Origin of the sequence: Pseudomonas sp. R11-23-07, assembly GCF_003852295.1 — a bacterium.
In the GTDB taxonomy this organism is placed as follows: Bacteria; Pseudomonadota; Gammaproteobacteria; order Pseudomonadales; family Pseudomonadaceae; genus Aquipseudomonas.
The window spans coordinates 2,031,939-2,049,221 of the sequence record NZ_CP027761.1 but is presented as its reverse complement, the minus strand read 5'-3'; the positions used below and the strand labels follow the sequence as shown (position 1 = coordinate 2,049,221).

Annotated in this window: 10 protein-coding genes, 2 tRNA genes and 3 rRNA genes; 4 read left to right on the top strand and 11 right to left on the bottom strand. The window is 57.2% G+C overall.

Features of this window, described 5'->3' with window-relative positions; translation table 11 throughout:
• The first annotated feature begins 10 nt into the window (after positions 1-10).
• Complete coding sequence (locus C4J84_RS09475) at positions 11-1,054, top strand: acyltransferase family protein (protein ID WP_124370242.1); 1,044 nt, start codon at positions 11-13, stop codon at positions 1,052-1,054.
• Between the two features lie 146 nt (positions 1,055-1,200).
• Here C4J84_RS09475 and C4J84_RS09470 read toward each other — a convergent pair whose 3' ends face one another.
• The 4 genes from C4J84_RS09470 to C4J84_RS09455 form a co-directional block, all read right to left on the bottom strand.
• Positions 1,201-1,773, bottom strand: a complete 573-nt coding sequence (locus C4J84_RS09470) for a DUF4174 domain-containing protein (protein ID WP_124366507.1) — start codon at positions 1,771-1,773, stop codon at positions 1,201-1,203.
• 151 nt (positions 1,774-1,924) lie between these two features.
• The gene (locus C4J84_RS09465; protein WP_124362074.1) at positions 1,925-2,557 is read right to left on the bottom strand and encodes a glutathione S-transferase N-terminal domain-containing protein; all 633 of its coding nucleotides are present in this window, start codon (positions 2,555-2,557) and stop codon (positions 1,925-1,927) included.
• 48 nt (positions 2,558-2,605) lie between these two features.
• Positions 2,606-4,963 (bottom strand): DNA polymerase II, encoded by a 2,358-nt coding sequence (locus C4J84_RS09460; protein ID WP_124370241.1) that lies wholly within the window; start codon positions 4,961-4,963, stop codon positions 2,606-2,608.
• Between the two features lie 103 nt (positions 4,964-5,066).
• Positions 5,067-5,534 carry an SRPBCC family protein gene (locus C4J84_RS09455; RefSeq protein WP_124370240.1) on the bottom strand — a complete coding sequence of 156 codons (468 nt, stop codon included), beginning with the start codon at positions 5,532-5,534 and terminating at the stop codon, positions 5,067-5,069.
• A gap of 100 nt (positions 5,535-5,634) precedes the next feature.
• Between C4J84_RS09455 and C4J84_RS09450 the strand changes: the two genes are divergently transcribed.
• Positions 5,635-6,036 carry a GFA family protein gene (locus C4J84_RS09450; protein ID WP_124370239.1) on the top strand — a complete coding sequence of 134 codons (402 nt, stop codon included), beginning with the start codon at positions 5,635-5,637 and terminating at the stop codon, positions 6,034-6,036.
• A gap of 1 nt (position 6,037) precedes the next feature.
• Here the strand turns inward: C4J84_RS09450 and mrdA are convergent, their stop codons facing one another.
• From mrdA to C4J84_RS09420, 6 genes are all read right to left on the bottom strand, one after another.
• A complete protein-coding gene (gene mrdA, locus C4J84_RS09445) occupies positions 6,038-7,930 on the bottom strand; it encodes a penicillin-binding protein 2 (protein WP_124370238.1) in 1,893 nt (630 codons plus the stop codon).
• A 262-nt stretch (positions 7,931-8,192) separates the two neighbouring features.
• Positions 8,193-8,308, bottom strand: a 5S ribosomal RNA gene (gene rrf / locus C4J84_RS09440).
• Between the two features lie 165 nt (positions 8,309-8,473).
• Positions 8,474-11,365: ribosomal RNA gene (locus C4J84_RS09435) — 23S ribosomal RNA — on the bottom strand.
• A 249-nt stretch (positions 11,366-11,614) separates the two neighbouring features.
• Positions 11,615-11,690: transfer RNA gene (locus C4J84_RS09430), tRNA-Ala, on the bottom strand.
• A 30-nt stretch (positions 11,691-11,720) separates the two neighbouring features.
• A tRNA-Ile gene (locus C4J84_RS09425) sits at positions 11,721-11,797 on the bottom strand.
• Between the two features lie 82 nt (positions 11,798-11,879).
• A 16S ribosomal RNA gene (locus C4J84_RS09420) occupies positions 11,880-13,416 on the bottom strand.
• The 16S, 23S and 5S rRNA genes sit together here with 2 tRNA genes alongside, the layout of an rRNA operon.
• A 621-nt stretch (positions 13,417-14,037) precedes the next feature.
• Between C4J84_RS09420 and rhtA the strand changes: the two genes are divergently transcribed.
• Together rhtA and C4J84_RS09405 are read left to right on the top strand one after the other, a co-directional pair.
• Positions 14,038-14,925, top strand: a complete 888-nt coding sequence (rhtA, locus tag C4J84_RS09410; protein ID WP_124435217.1) for a threonine/homoserine exporter RhtA — start codon at positions 14,038-14,040, stop codon at positions 14,923-14,925.
• 167 nt (positions 14,926-15,092) lie between these two features.
• A complete protein-coding gene (locus tag C4J84_RS09405; RefSeq protein ID WP_124435216.1) occupies positions 15,093-15,374 on the top strand; it encodes a hypothetical protein in 282 nt (93 codons plus the stop codon).
• Between the two features lie 69 nt (positions 15,375-15,443).
• On the opposite strand, the gene C4J84_RS09400 is transcribed toward C4J84_RS09405, so the two are convergent.
• The gene (locus C4J84_RS09400) at positions 15,444-17,252 is read right to left on the bottom strand and encodes an aminopeptidase P family protein (protein WP_124435215.1); all 1,809 of its coding nucleotides are present in this window, start codon (positions 17,250-17,252) and stop codon (positions 15,444-15,446) included.
• Between the last annotated feature and the right edge of the window lie 31 nt (positions 17,253-17,283).

The window sequence follows — 17,283 nt, the reverse complement described above, 5'->3', positions numbered from 1 at the left end:
GAAGACTCACATGAAGCATCGTTGGATTCAAATGGATATCGCCAAAGGCGTCGGTATTCTGATTATCGTGTACGGCCACAGTTGGTTTGTCGCCAACTCGCTGGATTTGCTGTACCCGATCCTGGCGTCGTTCGTGCTGCCGTTGTTCTTCTTTTTGTCCGGGGTGTTCTTCAAGCCCGAGCAGCCCTTCGTGGAGATGGCGGTGCGCAAGGCCGACGGCCTGCTCAAGCCGTTCTTCTTCACCATGCTGGTGTATGTGATCGTGCGCGATGTGCTGCGCGGGCAACCGTTGCTGGGGGATATCGGCGGCGTGCTGTATGCCTCCGTGGACACCATCCCGTGGCAGGCGTTGTGGTTCTTGCCGCACTTCTGGGTGGCGATCCTGTTCAGTTGGTTGATGCTGCGGCTGATTCAGCGCCTGAAGCTGCCATTGCTGGCCGCTTGCCTGCTGATCGGCGCGCAACTGTTGCTCGGCATCTGGATGTTGAAGTGGTTCTGGCAAGTGCCGGTCACCCTCGGCGAACAAACATGGACGTTGCCCGGCCTGCCCTTCAGCCTCGATGTGACCCTGATCAGCAGCACCTACTTCATCTACGGCTACCTGCTGCGTGATTGGCTGCGCCGGCATGAAGGCTCGCTGCTGACCCTGCTGATTTCGCTGGTGCTGTTCGCCGCCGTGTTCCTCTACAGCCACGACACCATGGACCTGGCGCAACGTCGCTACGACCACTGGTTGTGGACCAGCCTGCTGGCGGTGATCGGTGTGTACCTGTGCTGGGCGCTGGCGCGGGTGTTGATGGTGTCGCCCCTGCTGACGCGGGCGATGACCTACATCGGCCAATCCACCTTGATCCTGTTGATCTTCCACGGCGAGATCCAGCACAAGACCTTCGACCTGATGGAGCGCTTGGGTTTGCATCCGTTCATGGCCGCGTGCGTGGGTTTCGTGGTGGCGGTGGTGGTGCCGTTGCTGATCGGGGAAGTGATCAAGCGGGTGGCATTCCTGCGGTTTTTCTACTTTCCGTTTCCGCTGCGTAAAGCGCCAAAGCCTTGATTGCGCGCCTAGCTGAGGTGCAGCGGCTTGCCCTGATGTAGGAGCGAGCTTGCTCGCGAAAAACCCCCAGGCACCGCGCTCATTCTGGATAAACGTGGTGGCCCTGAGTTCTTCGCGAGCAAGCTCGCTCCTACAGGGTTATGTATTCAATCGTCGAGGGGTTGCGGCGCCGGCTTGCTGCCGGGTTTGACCGGTTTGGCGCCCTTGGCCGGTGCAGGTGCAACGGGCGCTGGTTCCGGCGCGGCAGCCGCTTCTTTCTCGGCCATCGGCATCTGGTCGATGGCACTGAAGAACTCTTTGAGATCAAGGCTATCGGGCGGCACGGTCTTCTCGAGTTTCTTCTCGCCATCCTTGCCGATCAGGATCACCTTGGTGCCGCTGCCGACACCGAGCTTGAGGGCGCGGATCAGTGCATTGGTTTCAGGCGGGGTGAGCTTTTTACTGTCCTTGGGATCCTTGGCGAACTTCTCGCCCTCGGCGCCGATGCTGCCGAACTTCACGGTGTAGAACACCATGCTGCGCTCTTCGAAGGACTGCTTGGTGGCAGGCTCTTCCAGTTGTTTCCTGAGCGTGGCCAACGTCGGGTTACCCGCATCGAGTTCCACCACCACCAGAGGGCGGGTTTTGCCCATCTCCAGCTTGAGCGGATTATCATCAGCAGCCAACAACGGCCCCGTAAAAGCCATCAAGGTAGCCAGGGTCAGCGACCGGATGAGCATGCGCACCTCCTTTGAATTCCATGCAGGGTTCTTGAGTTTCATGTCTGCGACAGTCAAATTCAAGGATGATTCCTACGCTACATTGAGAAGCGTAGGTCAGGATGCCCGCGCCGCAAGGGATTGGCGGGCGGCGGGGCATTGTTTCTTCTGATTACGAGACCTGCCACTGCGGCCAATGCCGGGCGAACACGGGCGCCACGACCGGGTCGGCATCCACGCGCTCCAGGGCGTGGGCAAAGCCCGGTGCCAGGCTGCGGAGCACCTCGCGCCCCTCGTCCCAGCGCGACACCGCCGCCGCCATGATGCCCAGTGCATTGGGTACGTTGTCGGGCGTAAACAACTGGTCGGCAAACTGATCGGCGAACACCACCCAGGCCTGATGCAGATAACGCCGCGTGCCGGTGGTCAGTTGCGTTTGCAGGCTTTCACCGGCGTCGCCCAGCCAGCGTTGCGGATAGTCGATGATGCCGATGGCCGAATAGCAATTGGCCGCGATGTACAACAGACCGCGCAGGATCTGCGCGCGGTTGCCGGCCAGCAGGTTCGCGTCGGGAAACTCCAAGCCCAGGTGGATCAGGATGGCGGCGCTTTCGGTCAGCACCTGGCCATCGGGGGTGACCAGAGTGGGGATCTGTTTGAGCGGGTTGATGCGCGCGAGGGCTTCGCTGCCCTCGCCTTCATGCCAGGAGCTGGCATCCACGCGATGCCACGGCACGCCACAGCGCTGCAGCGCAATCTCGATCATGCAGGAGCCGGATTCGTCGGTACCATAGAGTGTGTACATGGGCGTTCCTCCTAAGCTTCAGGTGCAACGGGGATAGTGGCCGATTGCCTAGAACAGGCCCATCTGCCCGCCCACCAGGGTGGCGAAATCATCGTTCACGAACGGCAGGATGGCGTCAGCCACGGGCTGCAATTGGCGCGTCACATAATGATCGTAGTCGATAGGCGCTTGCTGCACTTCCAGCGGCTGCGGGCCATTGACGCTGATCACATAGCGGATCCAGCCGCCGCGCTGGTACTGGCGCGGGCGCCCGAGGCGGTCGTTGTATTCGTCGGCCAGGCGTGCGGCGCGCACATGGGGCGGGACGTTGCGTTCGTAGTCATGCAAGGGTCGGCGCAGGCGCTTGCGGTAGATCAACAGCTCGTCGAGTTCGCCGCTCAAGGTACGGCGCACATAGTCGCGTACATAATCCTGATGGGGCTGGCGATGGAAGATGCGCCGGTAGAGCTCCTGCTGGAATTGCCTGGCCAGGGGCGACCAGTCACTGCGCACGGTTTCCAAGCCCTTGTAGACCATCTCTTCGCTGCCATCGGCGCGCACCACCAGGCCGGCGTAGCGCTTCTTGCTGCCCTCTTCCGCGCCGCGAATGGTCGGCATCAGGAAGCGGCTGAAATGGGTTTCGTATTGCAGCTCCAGGGCGCTTTGCAAGCCGTATTCCGTGTGCAGATGGCTGCGCCACCAGTCGTTGACGTGCTGCACCAGCGCCTGGCCGATGCGGCTGGCGTCCTCAAGAGAGTGGGCGCCGCCGAGCCAGACGAAAGTGGAGTCGGTGTCGCCGTAGATCACTTCATAACCCTGGGCCTCCACCAGCTCGCGGGTCTGGCGCATGATCTGGTGCCCGCGCATTGTGATCGAGGACGCCAGCCGGGTATCGAAGAACCGGCAACCGCTGGAACCGAGCACGCCGTAGAAGGCGTTCATGATGATCTTCAGGGCTTGGGACAGCGGTGCATTGTGTTCGCGCTTGGCCACTTCGCGGCCTTCGGACACCCGCGTGACGATAGACGGCAGGCAATGCCGGGTGCGGGAGAAACGCGCACCGCGAAAGCCTTCCACCGAGTCGCTGTCGTCGGGATGCTTGAGGCCTTCGATCAAGCCCACCGGGTCGATCAGAAAACTGCGGATGATCGACGGGTACAGGCTCTTGTAGTCCAGCACCAGCACCGACTCGTACAGGCCTGGGCGCGAGTCCATGACAAACCCGCCGGGGCTGGCCTGGGGCGGCTTGTCGCCGAGGTTCGGCGCGACAAAGCCCTGGCGGTGCATCAACGGCATGTAGAGGTGGGTGAACGCCGCGACGGAGCCGCCATTGCGGTCGGCAGGCAGACCGGTGACGCTGGCGCGCTCGAGCAGGAACTTGAGCAGCTCGGTCTTCTCGAAAATCCGCGTGACCAACTCGCAGTCCTTGAGGTTGTAGCGCGCCAGGGCGGGCTTGTCCTCGGCGAACATGCGGTTGATCTCGTCCATGCGCTGGTACGGCGTGGAGATGTCCTTGCCTTCACCCAGCAGGGTTTGCGCGACATTCTCCAGGCTGAACGACTCGAAACTCCACGTGGCTGAGCGCAGGGCTTCGATGCCGTCGATGATCAACCGGCCGGCTGCCGCAGCGAAGTAATGATTGCGGCTGCCATGTTCGCGCCAGGCCATGGCTTCACCGCCCCGCCCCAGCAGCAGCGGCACGTTCAGGCGTTGGGCATGTTCGTGGAGTACGCGCAGGTCGAACTGCACCACATTCCAGCCGATGATCGCATCCGGATCGTGGGTGGCCAGCCATTGGTTGAGGCGTTCGAGCAGTTGGGCGCGGGTGTCGCAATAGTCGAGCTTGAAATCCACCGCGCAGGCGTTGTTGGGCGGACCGAGCATGTACACCTGGCGCTCGCCACACCCTTCAAGCGCGATGGAATAAAGATCGCCCTGGGCGGTGGTTTCAATATCCAGGGACACCAGTTTCAGGGTCGGTCGGTAATCGGCAGCGGGCTTCATCTGCGCATCGAGCAGCGTACCGCTGGCATCCGGCGTGCCGCCGAACCACACCGGCGCAGTGATGAACCGTTCCATCATATAGCGCTCGGGCGGGCGTACATCACCTTCGTAGACATCCACCCCGGCAGCGCGCAAGCGCTTTTCGATATCCATTATCTGGCGGTGCTGCCGGGCGTAGAGACCCAGGACCGGTCGATGATGGAAGTCGCACAACTGCAACCCACGCAATTCGATATCGCGCTCGCCCTTAAGCAGCCAGTCCAGCGGCTTGCGATGGGCCTCGGGAATGAACACCACCGAGGTTTGCACGGGTAGGCGAATACACCGTGGCCCTTGGTCGGTGGCCAACCAGAAGCTGACCTCCGTACCCGCCGGGGTGTCGCGCCAATGCCGGGTCAGGACAAACCCCTGCTGTAAATCCACCGTACCGCACCTCAGGAATCGCTTTCAGGGCGTGATTCTACTCGGCATCCGGGCAAACGCGGCAGGTTAACTGCGATCTCACAAACGTGGATGCCCGTTCGCGTCAGGCTCGCCGGGCCTTGTCCAGATAGTTTTCGATATTGCCCATTTGCTCGTCCCAGCCACGGGAGTTCATCTTGAACGCTTTCAGGCGCCTGGCCTGTGGCACCTTGTCGAAACCGGACTCGACCACCCGCAACAAAATGCCCGGCGCGCGATCCTCGATGGTGAACTCCACCAGCGTCGGGGTTTCCTGGTCATAGTCGACGTCTTCCTCCACCGCAAAGGGATGCCACCAGAAGGAAAACAGGGTTTGCGGCAGAATACGTTCGATCCTGGCCTTCCACACGACATGTTCGTAGCCTGGGTAGGTGATCGGCGCTTCGATGGGTTCTCCGGCAACAAAGGTTTTTCCCTTGAGGGCGATACCGAACCACTCGCCAAATTGTTCGGCATTCGTGAGCGCTTCCCAGACGTGTTTACGCGATGCGTTGAGCAGGACTTTCCGTTCGATGCGATCTAATACGTGCATAAGTCACCTCCTCCATTGAACACTAGGCGACATCGACCAATGCGCAACCTTTGGTTATGCGCAATGATGATGACCCCCATCCTTGACCTGGCCATAAGTTATGACTGAACCGTTGAATGGAAGTTGCTTGTGTAAAGGTGTGTGCTATCGGGTGGAGCGTCTGGACATGCCCATCAGTCACTGCCATTGCGGCAGCTGTCGCAAGGCGCATGCGGCAGCCTTTGTCGCCACGGCCGGGGTGATGCGCGAGCACTTTCGCTGGACGCACGGTGAAGAATTGCTGTCGTCGTTTGAGTCATCGCCAGGCAAACGGCGCCATTTCTGTTCGCGCTGTGGCTCGCATTTGATCGCCGAGCGCGCGCACCAGCCCCACGTCATCGTGCGGGTGGCGACGCTGGACGATGATCCGGGCGCCAGGCCCACCGCGCATATCTGGACAACCCATGATGTGCCCTGGCTCGTTTATGACGACATAAAGCGCTGGGGCGAATGGGAAGTGTGACTTAAACGTGCGGATCGCCGGGCGCTTTGGCCGGCGTCGCATATTGGGGCTTCAGGTGACCCTCCTCGTCGAGCAGCCAGGCGTCCATGATCTGTCGCACCACCGGGCCGGCTACACGGCCACCGGCCTCACCGTTTTCAATCATCACTGAAATCACGATCTTGGGGTGTTCGGCTGGCGCAAAGCCAACAAACAAGGCGTTGTCGCGGTGACGCTCCAGGGTCTTATTGCGGTTGTAGCGCTCCCCCTGCTTGATCGCCACCACCTGCGCGGTACCGCTCTTGCCGGCGATGCGATATTGGGCGCCCTGCGCGGCGGCCCGAGCGATACCGCGCGGGTCGTGCATTACCAATTGCATGCCGTGGTTGACCTGTTCCCAATCACGCGGGTCCTTGAGCACTACGTTGGGCATCGGATTCTCATCCACCGGAGGCACGCCGTTGATGGTCTTGGCCAGGTGCGGGCGGTTCCATACACCCTTATTGGCGATCAGCGCAGTGGCTTGGGCCAGTTGCAGCGGCGTGACTTGCATATAACCCTGGCCGATACCCAGGATCACGGTTTCGCCCGGGAACCAGGGCTGGCGACGTGTCGCGCGCTTCCAGGCCTGGGACGGCATCAGGCCTGCGGATTCTTCGAACATGTCCAGGGACACCTTCTGGCCCAGGCCGAATTCGGCCAGGTAATCATGCAGTCGATCAATGCCGAGCTTGTGGGCCAGATCATAGAAGTAGGTGTCATTGGAGCGCATGATGGCGGCGTCCATGTCTACCCAGCCGTCGCCACTGTGGTTCCAGTTGCGGTATTTGTGATCGAAGTCCGGCAACTGGTAGTAACCGGGATCAAACACGCGGGTTTGCGGGGTGACAACGCCGCTGTCGAGCCCTGCGATGGCCACTTCAGGCTTGATGGTTGAGCCGGGCGCATACAGCCCGCGCAGCACGCGGTTGAACAGCGGGCGATCGATGGAATCATGCAGCGCGGCATATTCCTTGAAGCTGATACCGGTGACGAACAGGTTCGGGTCGAAACTCGGCTTGCTGACCATGGCCAGCACTTCACCGGTTTGCGGGTCCAGGGCCACCACCGAGCCACGGCGGTCACCCAGGGCTTCTTCGGCGGCTTCCTGGAGCTTGACGTCGAGGCTCAGGACAATGTTTTTGCCGGGGATAGGGTCAGTGTGCTTGAGCACGCGCAATACCCGTCCTTGGGCGTTGGTTTCGACTTCTTCATAACCCACGTGACCATGCAGTTCAGACTCGTAGAAGCGTTCGATACCGGTTTTGCCAATAGACTGGGTGCCGCGGTATTCCACCGAATCGAGGGCCTTGGATTCTTTCTCGTTGATTCGTCCGACATAGCCGATGGAGTGAGCGAAGTGCGCACCCAGCGGGTAGTGGCGGACGAACTGAGGCTCAACGTCTACACCCGGTAGACGGAACTCGTTGACGGCCAGAACGGCAATTTGTTCTTCTGTCAGCTCGTAGAACAGCGTGACAGGGACGAACGGATGGCGAGCCTGCTTGAGCGCTTTGTCGAACACGGCACGGTCTTCGGCGGGCAGGTGCAACAGACTGACGATCGCGTCCAACTCTCCCTTAAGGTCGGTGGTGCGTTCGCGGGTTATGGTCAGGTTGTAGCTGGGTCGGTTGTCAGCCAGGACTACACCGTTGCGGTCATAGATCAAGCCGCGCGTAGGGGTGATGGGCAGCACGTGAACGCGATTGTTTTCAGAAATGGTGGCGTGATAGTCGTATTGCACGACCTGCAGGAAGTACATGCGCCCCACCAGGGCGCAGGTGATGCCAATCACCAGGAGTGCACAGGCGAGCAAACGTTTGTTCACCAGACGGTGTTCTTTTTCGTGGTCCTTGATGGGTATCGGTTCAGGCATTGCTACAGCATCTCGTTGAAAAAGGTCGACGCCGCGTCCTGCGGATAAGGGTCAATCCTTGTGAAAATGTGCTGCACCATACCAAAAATGCAGAAACACTTTGCATCGATTTCCCTTAACGGCGGGTTATTTCATCATTGAGAAAGCAAGAATCGAGGCGTGGACTTTAGCACTGAAGGCCACTGCAATGAGCGTCTTGGCACTTTTCGACCGCCCAAAACAAAACCCCACCTGCTTTCGCAAATGGGGTTTCGGAATTTAATCTTGACGATGACCTACTCTCACATGGGGAAACCCCACACTACCATCGGCGATGCATCGTTTCACTACTGAGTTCGGGATGGGATCAGGTGGTTCCAATGCTCTATGGTCGTCAAGAAATTCGGGTACTGAGTCGTGACCAGATGGCCTCGCTTCAGCAAATTGGGTATGGGATAGAAGTCGGTGTTTTGTGAGTATCGAACTTTCGGTTCATTGCGTCTTCACACACCGCAATCTGGTTGCTCTGGATTAAAGAGCCGACGCAAATTGCTTGGGTGTTATATGGTCAAGCCTCACGGGCAATTAGTATTGGTTAGCTCAACGCCTCACAGCGCTTACACACCCAACCTATCAACGTCGTAGTCTTCGACGGCCCTTCAGGGGACTCAAGGTCCCAGTGAGATCTCATCTTGAGGCTAGTTTCCCGCTTAGATGCTTTCAGCGGTTATCTATTCCGAACATAGCTACCCGGCAATGCCACTGGCGTGACAACCGGAACACCAGAGGTTCGTCCACTCCGGTCCTCTCGTACTAGGAGCAGCCCCTCTCAAATCTCAAACGTCCACGGCAGATAGGGACCGAACTGTCTCACGACGTTCTAAACCCAGCTCGCGTACCACTTTAAATGGCGAACAGCCATACCCTTGGGACCGGCTTCAGCCCCAGGATGTGATGAGCCGACATCGAGGTGCCAAACACCGCCGTCGATATGAACTCTTGGGCGGTATCAGCCTGTTATCCCCGGAGTACCTTTTATCCGTTGAGCGATGGCCCTTCCATACAGAACCACCGGATCACTAAGACCTACTTTCGTACCTGCTCGACGTGTCTGTCTCGCAGTCAAGCGCGCTTTTGCCTTTATACTCTACGACCGATTTCCGACCGGTCTGAGCGCACCTTCGTACTCCTCCGTTACTCTTTAGGAGGAGACCGCCCCAGTCAAACTACCCACCATACACTGTCCTCGATCCGGATAACGGACCTGAGTTAGAACCTCAAAGTTGCCAGGGTGGTATTTCAAGGTTGGCTCCACGCGAACTGGCGTCCACGCTTCAAAGCCTCCCACCTATCCTACACAAGCAAATTCAAAGTCCAGTGCAAAGCTATAGTAAAGGTTCACGGGGTCTTTCCGTCTAGCCGCGGATACACTGCATCTTCACAGCGATTTCAATTTCACTGAGTCTCGGGTGGAGACAGCGCCGCCATCGTTACGCCATTCGTGCAGGTCGGAACTTACCCGACAAGGAATTTCGCTACCTTAGGACCGTTATAGTTACGGCCGCCGTTTACCGGGGCTTCGATCAAGAGCTTCGCGTTAGCTAACCCCATCAATTAACCTTCCGGCACCGGGCAGGCGTCACACCCTATACGTCCACTTTCGTGTTTGCAGAGTGCTGTGTTTTTAATAAACAGTCGCAGCGGCCTGGTATCTTCGACCGGCATGAGCTTACGGAGCAAGTCCTTCACCCTCACCGGCGCACCTTCTCCCGAAGTTACGGTGCCATTTTGCCTAGTTCCTTCACCCGAGTTCTCTCAAGCGCCTTGGTATTCTCTACCCAACCACCTGTGTCGGTTTGGGGTACGGTTCCTGGTTACCTGAAGCTTAGAAGCTTTTCTTGGAAGCATGGCATCAACCACTTCGTCGTCTAAAAGACAACTCGTCATCAGCTCTCGGCCTTAGAATCCCGGATTTACCTAAGATTCCAGCCTACCACCTTAAACTTGGACAACCAACGCCAAGCTGGCCTAGCCTTCTCCGTCCCTCCATCGCAATAACCAGAAGTACAGGAATATTAACCTGTTTTCCATCGACTACGCTTTTCAGCCTCGCCTTAGGGACCGACTAACCCTGCGTCGATTAACGTTGCGCAGGAAACCTTGGTCTTTCGGCGTGGGTGTTTTTCACACCCATTGTCGTTACTCATGTCAGCATTCGCACTTCTGATACCTCCAGCAAGCTTCTCAACTCACCTTCACAGGCTTACAGAACGCTCCTCTACCGCATCACTTACGTGATACCCGTAGCTTCGGTGTATGGTTTGAGCCCCGTTACATCTTCCGCGCAGGCCGACTCGACTAGTGAGCTATTACGCTTTCTTTAAAGGGTGGCTGCTTCTAAGCCAACCTCCTAGCTGTCTAAGCCTTCCCACATCGTTTCCCACTTAACCATAACTTTGGGACCTTAGCTGACGGTCTGGGTTGTTTCCCTTTTCACGACGGACGTTAGCACCCGCCGTGTGTCTCCCATGCTCGGCACTTGTAGGTATTCGGAGTTTGCATCGGTTTGGTAAGTCGGGATGACCCCCTAGCCGAAACAGTGCTCTACCCCCTACAGTGATACATGAGGCGCTACCTAAATAGCTTTCGAGGAGAACCAGCTATCTCCGAGCTTGATTAGCCTTTCACTCCGATCCACAGGTCATCCGCTAACTTTTCAACGGTAGTCGGTTCGGTCCTCCAGTTAGTGTTACCCAACCTTCAACCTGCCCATGGATAGATCGCCCGGTTTCGGGTCTATTCCCAGCGACTAGACGCCCTATTAAGACTCGCTTTCGCTACGCCTCCCCTATTCGGTTAAGCTCGCCACTGAAAATAAGTCGCTGACCCATTATACAAAAGGTACGCAGTCACCTAACAAAGTAGGCTCCCACTGCTTGTACGCATACGGTTTCAGGATCTATTTCACTCCCCTCTCCGGGGTTCTTTTCGCCTTTCCCTCACGGTACTAGTTCACTATCGGTCAGTCAGTAGTATTTAGCCTTGGAGGATGGTCCCCCCATATTCAGACAAAGTTTCTCGTGCTCCGTCCTACTCGATTTCATGACTAAGAGATTTTCGCGTACAGGGCTATCACCCACTATGGCCGCACTTTCCAGAGCGTTCCGCTAATCTCAAAGCCACTTAAGGGCTAGTCCCCGTTCGCTCGCCACTACTAAGGGAATCTCGGTTGATTTCTTTTCCTCAGGGTACTTAGATGTTTCAGTTCCCCTGGTTCGCTCCATACACCTATGTATTCAGTGTAAGGTAACCATCTTATGATGGCTGGGTTCCCCCATTCAGACATCTCCGGATCAAAGTCTGTTTGCCGACTCCCCGAAGCTTTTCGCAGGCTACCACGTCTTTCATCGCCTCTGACTGCCAAGGCATCCACCGTATGCGCTTCTTCACTTGACCATATAACCCCAAGCAATCTGGTTATACTGTGAAGACAACATTCGCCGAAAATTCGATCATACTCAATTAAGAGCGACTCACAAATTTTACCTTAGCCTGAGCCGTTACCAGTGAAAGTAACGTCCAGTCTATCTTTCTATCACATACCCAAATTTTTAAAGAACGAACTAGTCAAAGACTAGAAATCAACATTCACCATCACAACGATGGAATGCTCATTTCTAAGCTTTCTACAAACAGAAGCAGTAGTGGTGGAGCCAAACGGGATCGAACCGTTGACCTCCTGCGTGCAAGGCAGGCGCTCTCCCAGCTGAGCTATGGCCCCGTATTTCTACAGGCGTTTCCCACACAAAATTGGTGGGTCTGGGCAGATTCGAACTGCCGACCTCACCCTTATCAGGGGTGCGCTCTAACCAACTGAGCTACAGACCCAATTTCGGGCTGCTTCTTTTCGTCTTCTTCAATGAATCAAGCAATTCGTGTGGGAACTTATGGAGCAGCTGATGTCGTCGATTAAGGAGGTGATCCAGCCGCAGGTTCCCCTACGGCTACCTTGTTACGACTTCACCCCAGTCATGAATCACACCGTGGTAACCGTCCTCCCGAAGGTTAGACTAGCTACTTCTGGTGCAACCCACTCCCATGGTGTGACGGGCGGTGTGTACAAGGCCCGGGAACGTATTCACCGCGACATTCTGATTCGCGATTACTAGCGATTCCGACTTCACGCAGTCGAGTTGCAGACTGCGATCCGGACTACGATCGGTTTTCTGGGATTAGCTCCACCTCGCGGCTTGGCAACCCTCTGTACCGACCATTGTAGCACGTGTGTAGCCCAGGCCGTAAGGGCCATGATGACTTGACGTCATCCCCACCTTCCTCCGGTTTGTCACCGGCAGTCTCCTTAGAGTGCCCACCATAACGTGCTGGTAACTAAGGACAAGGGTTGCGCTCGTTACGGGACTTAACCCAACATCTCACGACACGAGCTGACGACAGCCATGCAGCACCTGTCTCAATGTTCCCGAAGGCACCAATCCATCTCTGGAAAGTTCATTGGATGTCAAGGCCTGGTAAGGTTCTTCGCGTTGCTTCGAATTAAACCACATGCTCCACCGCTTGTGCGGGCCCCCGTCAATTCATTTGAGTTTTAACCTTGCGGCCGTACTCCCCAGGCGGTCAACTTAATGCGTTAGCTGCGCCACTAAGAGCTCAAGGCTCCCAACGGCTAGTTGACATCGTTTACGGCGTGGACTACCAGGGTATCTAATCCTGTTTGCTCCCCACGCTTTCGCACCTCAGTGTCAGTGTTGGTCCAGGTGGTCGCCTTCGCCACTGGTGTTCCTTCCTATATCTACGCATTTCACCGCTACACAGGAAATTCCACCACCCTCTACCACACTCTAGTCAGTCAGTTTTGAATGCAGTTCCCAGGTTGAGCCCGGGGATTTCACATCCAACTTAACAAACCACCTACGCGCGCTTTACGCCCAGTAATTCCGATTAACGCTTGCACCCTCTGTATTACCGCGGCTGCTGGCACAGAGTTAGCCGGTGCTTATTCTGTCGGTAACGTCAAAACAATCACGTATTAGGTAACTGCCCTTCCTCCCAACTTAAAGTGCTTTACAATCCGAAGACCTTCTTCACACACGCGGCATGGCTGGATCAGGCTTTCGCCCATTGTCCAATATTCCCCACTGCTGCCTCCCGTAGGAGTCTGGACCGTGTCTCAGTTCCAGTGTGACTGATCATCCTCTCAGACCAGTTACGGATCGTCGCCTTGGTGAGCCATTACCTCACCAACTAGCTAATCCGACCTAGGCTCATCTGATAGCGCAAGGCCCGAAGGTCCCCTGCTTTCTCCCGTAGGACGTATGCGGTATTAGCGTCCGTTTCCGAACGTTATCCCCCACTACCAGGCAGATTCCTAGGCATTACTCACCCGTCCGCCGCTCTCAAGAGAAGCAAGCTTCTCTCTACCGCTCGACTTGCATGTGTTAGGCCTGCCGCCAGCGTTCAATCTGAGCCATGATCAAACTCTTCAGTTCAAACATCTTTGGGTTTTTAAGAAACCCTAAACTTGGCTCAGCAATCATTGGTTACATCTTTGATTTCTCGCGGAGTAACTTGTGATGCTGATAATCTTGTTGACTATCAGTCTGACTCCACAAGCACCCACACGAATTGCTTGATTCAGTTGTTAAAGAGCGGTTGGTTAAGAGCTATTCGTCTCAACCGAGGCGCGCATTCTACAGCAGCCTCATTTGCTGTCAAGCGGTTATTTTCAGAAGTTTTCGAAGAATTTTTCAACAACTTCAACCACTTGCGCTTGCGATCTCTCGTAAGCGGGAGGCGAATTCTACAGCGTTACACGCTGCTGTCAACACCTCTTTTTCAACTTCCTTTTGGCTTCGATGGACTGAAGCAACCTGCTGCCGAAAACTACTTAACTCATTGTTTACCAAGGAGTTTTCCGTTTCGACTGCGCCGGAAGTGGGGCGAATTATAGGCGCACAGAATCTGCCGTCAACGTTTAATTTGAATTTCCTATCAAACAGCCCGAAACTCTTTAAATCCTCTGCACTTGAGCAGTATATTGCGCATTGCGTGCCCGTTAAGCGCATCAGCGCTCTGCCCTTTATATGAAAGACTTCGGACGAAAACCTTCAATGACCACCCCACCCCGCAGCCTGGCCTCCATACTGTTCCCTGTTGGCCTGCTGTTAATAGCAATGGCATCCATCCAGTCCGGCGCCTCGCTGGCGAAAAGCATGTTCCCTGTCATCGGCGCGCAAGGTACCACCACCCTGCGCTTGATTTTCGCCAGCGTGATCATGTTGCTTCTATTACGCCCATGGCGCGCCAAGCTGACGGCCAAGTCCTTGCGCACTGTAGTTGTCTACGGCATGGCGCTGGGCGGCATGAATTTTCTCTTCTATATGTCGTTGCGCACCGTGCCCCTGGGTATTGCGGTAGCGCTGGAATTCACCGGACCGCTCGCCGTCGCCCTGTATGCATCGCGCCGGGCAGTGGACTTCTTGTGGATCGCGCTCGCAGTCGTCGGTTTACTCCTGCTGATACCGTCGGGCGAAACCAGCAGTGGCATCGACGCGATCGGTGCCGCATATGCTCTCGGCGCTGGTGTCTGCTGGGCGCTTTATATTCTGTTCGGCCAAAAGGCAGGTAACGATAACGGTGTGCAGACCGCCGCGCTCGGCGTCATGATTGCCGCTTTGTTCGTCGCGCCAATCGGCATCGTGCACGCGGGTACCGCGCTGCTGACTCCCGCCTTGATCCCCATCGCCATCGGTGTCGCCATTTTATCGACAGCGCTGCCTTACACACTGGAAATGGTCGCGCTCACTCGCCTGCCCGCACGTACTTTCGGCACCCTGATGAGTGTCGAGCCGGCGTTCGGCGCCCTCTCCGGGCTGTTCTTCCTGCATGAACATCTGACGCTCGCGCAATGGCTGGCGATCACCTGCATCATTCTGGCCTCCGTCGGCGCCACACTGACAATGCGCAACGAATCCAAACCGCTGATGCCCGCCGACTGACCTCTTTAAAAGGCAGCTCTGGTATTTACCGCTCATTTAGGCCATGTTTAGGCCGTAAACGAAGGTCTTTCATGGAGAAATTCGACACGGACAGCATGAACGCTACGCTCGAGAGCGAGTAAAGGCCGGCTTCGTTTCTTTTGCGAAGCGGCTATTTAAGGATGGGAATGAAACGAATTTTGATACTGTTGCTGGTCGTAGGCGTTGCCGGCTGTGCCGCGACCACGAAAACAGAAGTGAAGCGAGGCAAGAAAGGACTGCATATCAACTGCTCGGGCCTGTCCTCCTCCTGGGATAAGTGCTACACCAGTGCGGCCGATGCCTGCGGCACCAAGGGCTATCGGGTTATCGCCAAATCCGGCGATAACGCCGAAGAACCCGGCGATTACCCCTTCGGCCTCAACCCTGCCGGCTACACCAGTCGCAGCATGATCGTCATTTGCAAGTAGACGCCTGAGCGCTGTCTTGATCGCTCGCGATCAAAACAGCCCAGCACGAAGCCGTCAGTCAGCCCGCGATCAAATCGCCGCTGTGCGCACCTGTAACCACGTGAGCGCCTCGCCACTGAGTAACGGGCTCAGGCGTTCACGCACCTGGGCGTGATAAGCGTTGAACCACTCGCGCTCATCCGCCGTGAGCAAGGAAGGCTCCAGGCAACGGGCGTCGATCGGGCACAAGGTCAGGGTTTCGAATCTGAGGAACTCACCAAATTCGGTGGTCCCCGCTTCACGGTTCAACACCAGGTTTTCGATGCGCACGCCCCAACGTCCAGGGCGGTAGGTGCCCGGCTCAATCGACGTGATCATGCCCGGCTGCATCGCCGTTTGCGGTGCAACTGCAGCCTGGTAGGCGATCACCTGCGGGCCTTCGTGCACGTTGAGGAAATACCCTACACCGTGACCCGTACCGTGGCCGTAATCCACGCCCTCGGCCCAGATCGGCGCACGCGCGATGGCGTCCAGCAACGGCGACAGGATGCCTTTGGGGAATTGAGCGCGGGACAAGGCAATCACGCCCTTGAGCACCCGCGTGCAATCACGTTTCTGCTCTGCGCTCGGCGTACCGATGGGCACCATCCGCGTGATATCTGTAGTACCGCCCAGGTACTGGCCGCCGGAGTCGATCAGCAATAAGCCATCGCCTTCGATCACGGCATGCTCTTCTGGCGTGGCGTGGTAATGCGGCATCGCGCCATTGGCATTGAAGGCAGCAATGGTGTTGAAACTCAGCGACACATATCCCGGACGGCGGGCACGCGCTGCCGTCAGATGCTCATCGATAGTCAGTTCAGTGATGCGTTCACGTCCCAGGGCCGATTCCAGCCAGGCGAAAAATTCGCACAAGGCGGCGCCATCCTGTTCCATGGCCTGACGAATATGTTCGGCATCGGCCAAGCTTTTGCGCGACTTGGCCAGCGTGGTGGGGTTCAAGCCTTCCACCCGTTTCACGCCGGCGTCGAGGTGCTCCAGTAAACCGGCCGTCACGCGGGCCGGATCAATCTGCAGGCTTGCTCCGGACGGTACGGCTCGCAGCGCATCAGCCACATCACTGTAGTCGCGCACGCTCACGCCATCGCGCTCGAGCGCAGCGCGCAACTCGGCATCGACCTTGCTCAGCGCCACGAACAAGGTGGCCTGCTGTTGGTTGATCAGGGCAAAGGATACGAACACTGGGTTGAACGATACATCGCCACCGCGCAGGTTGAACAACCAGGCGATGTCATCCAGGGTCGCGATGAAATGCCAGTCAGCGCCTTTTTCTTTCAGGCTGACGCGCAGGGCCGCGAGTTTTTCGCTGCGGCTGAGGGTAGCCTGCGGCGGCAGGTGCTGATAGATCGGCTGGTTCGGCAGCGCCGGGCGGTCGTGCCAGACGGCATTGAGCAGATCGATGTCCGTACGCAAGCGCGCGCCACGCTGCGCCAGCTTGTCACCCAGGGTGCGCGCCGAGGCCACGGCCATTACCGCGCCATCCACCGCCACAACGCCGCCTTCCGGGGTTTGTTCAGCCAGCCATTCCAGCGGTCCGGGCTGGCCCGGTTGCAGTTTCACCAGTTCGATGCCGCTGCCCTTGAGCTCCTTGGTCGCCTGTTCCCAGTAGCGGCTGTCGGCCCATACCCCGGCAAACTCCGCAGTGACGATCAGCGTCCCCACCGAACCATGGAACCCGGACAACCATTGACGGCCCTGCCAGTATCCGGGCAGGTACTCGGACAAATGCGGGTCCGCAGACGGTACCAGCAGGGCATGAATCCCCTCTCGGCTCATCAGCTCACGGGTTTGCGCCAGGCGCTGGGGAACCGTTCCATGGGTCAAAGGCTGCGTAGTCATTGTGTCTCCTGCTAACCGCTAATAATTGTTA

Excerpts from the sequence above, each read along its gene's own strand:
- C4J84_RS09475 (WP_124370242.1), top strand. The coding sequence starts at position 11 with ATGAAGCATCGTTGGATTCAAATGGATATCGCCAAAGGCGTCGGTATT.
- C4J84_RS09470 (WP_124366507.1), bottom strand. The coding sequence starts at position 1,773 with ATGCTCATCCGGTCGCTGACCCTGGCTACCTTGATGGCTTTTACGGGG.
- C4J84_RS09465 (WP_124362074.1), bottom strand. The coding sequence starts at position 2,557 with ATGTACACACTCTATGGTACCGACGAATCCGGCTCCTGCATGATCGAG.
- C4J84_RS09455 (WP_124370240.1), bottom strand. The coding sequence starts at position 5,534 with ATGCACGTATTAGATCGCATCGAACGGAAAGTCCTGCTCAACGCATCG.
- C4J84_RS09450 (WP_124370239.1), top strand. The coding sequence starts at position 5,635 with ATGACTGAACCGTTGAATGGAAGTTGCTTGTGTAAAGGTGTGTGCTAT.
- mrdA (WP_124370238.1), bottom strand. The coding sequence starts at position 7,930 with ATGCCTGAACCGATACCCATCAAGGACCACGAAAAAGAACACCGTCTG.
- rhtA (WP_124435217.1), top strand. The coding sequence starts at position 14,038 with ATGACCACCCCACCCCGCAGCCTGGCCTCCATACTGTTCCCTGTTGGC.
- C4J84_RS09405 (WP_124435216.1), top strand. The coding sequence starts at position 15,093 with ATGAAACGAATTTTGATACTGTTGCTGGTCGTAGGCGTTGCCGGCTGT.
- C4J84_RS09400 (WP_124435215.1), bottom strand. The coding sequence starts at position 17,252 with ATGACTACGCAGCCTTTGACCCATGGAACGGTTCCCCAGCGCCTGGCG.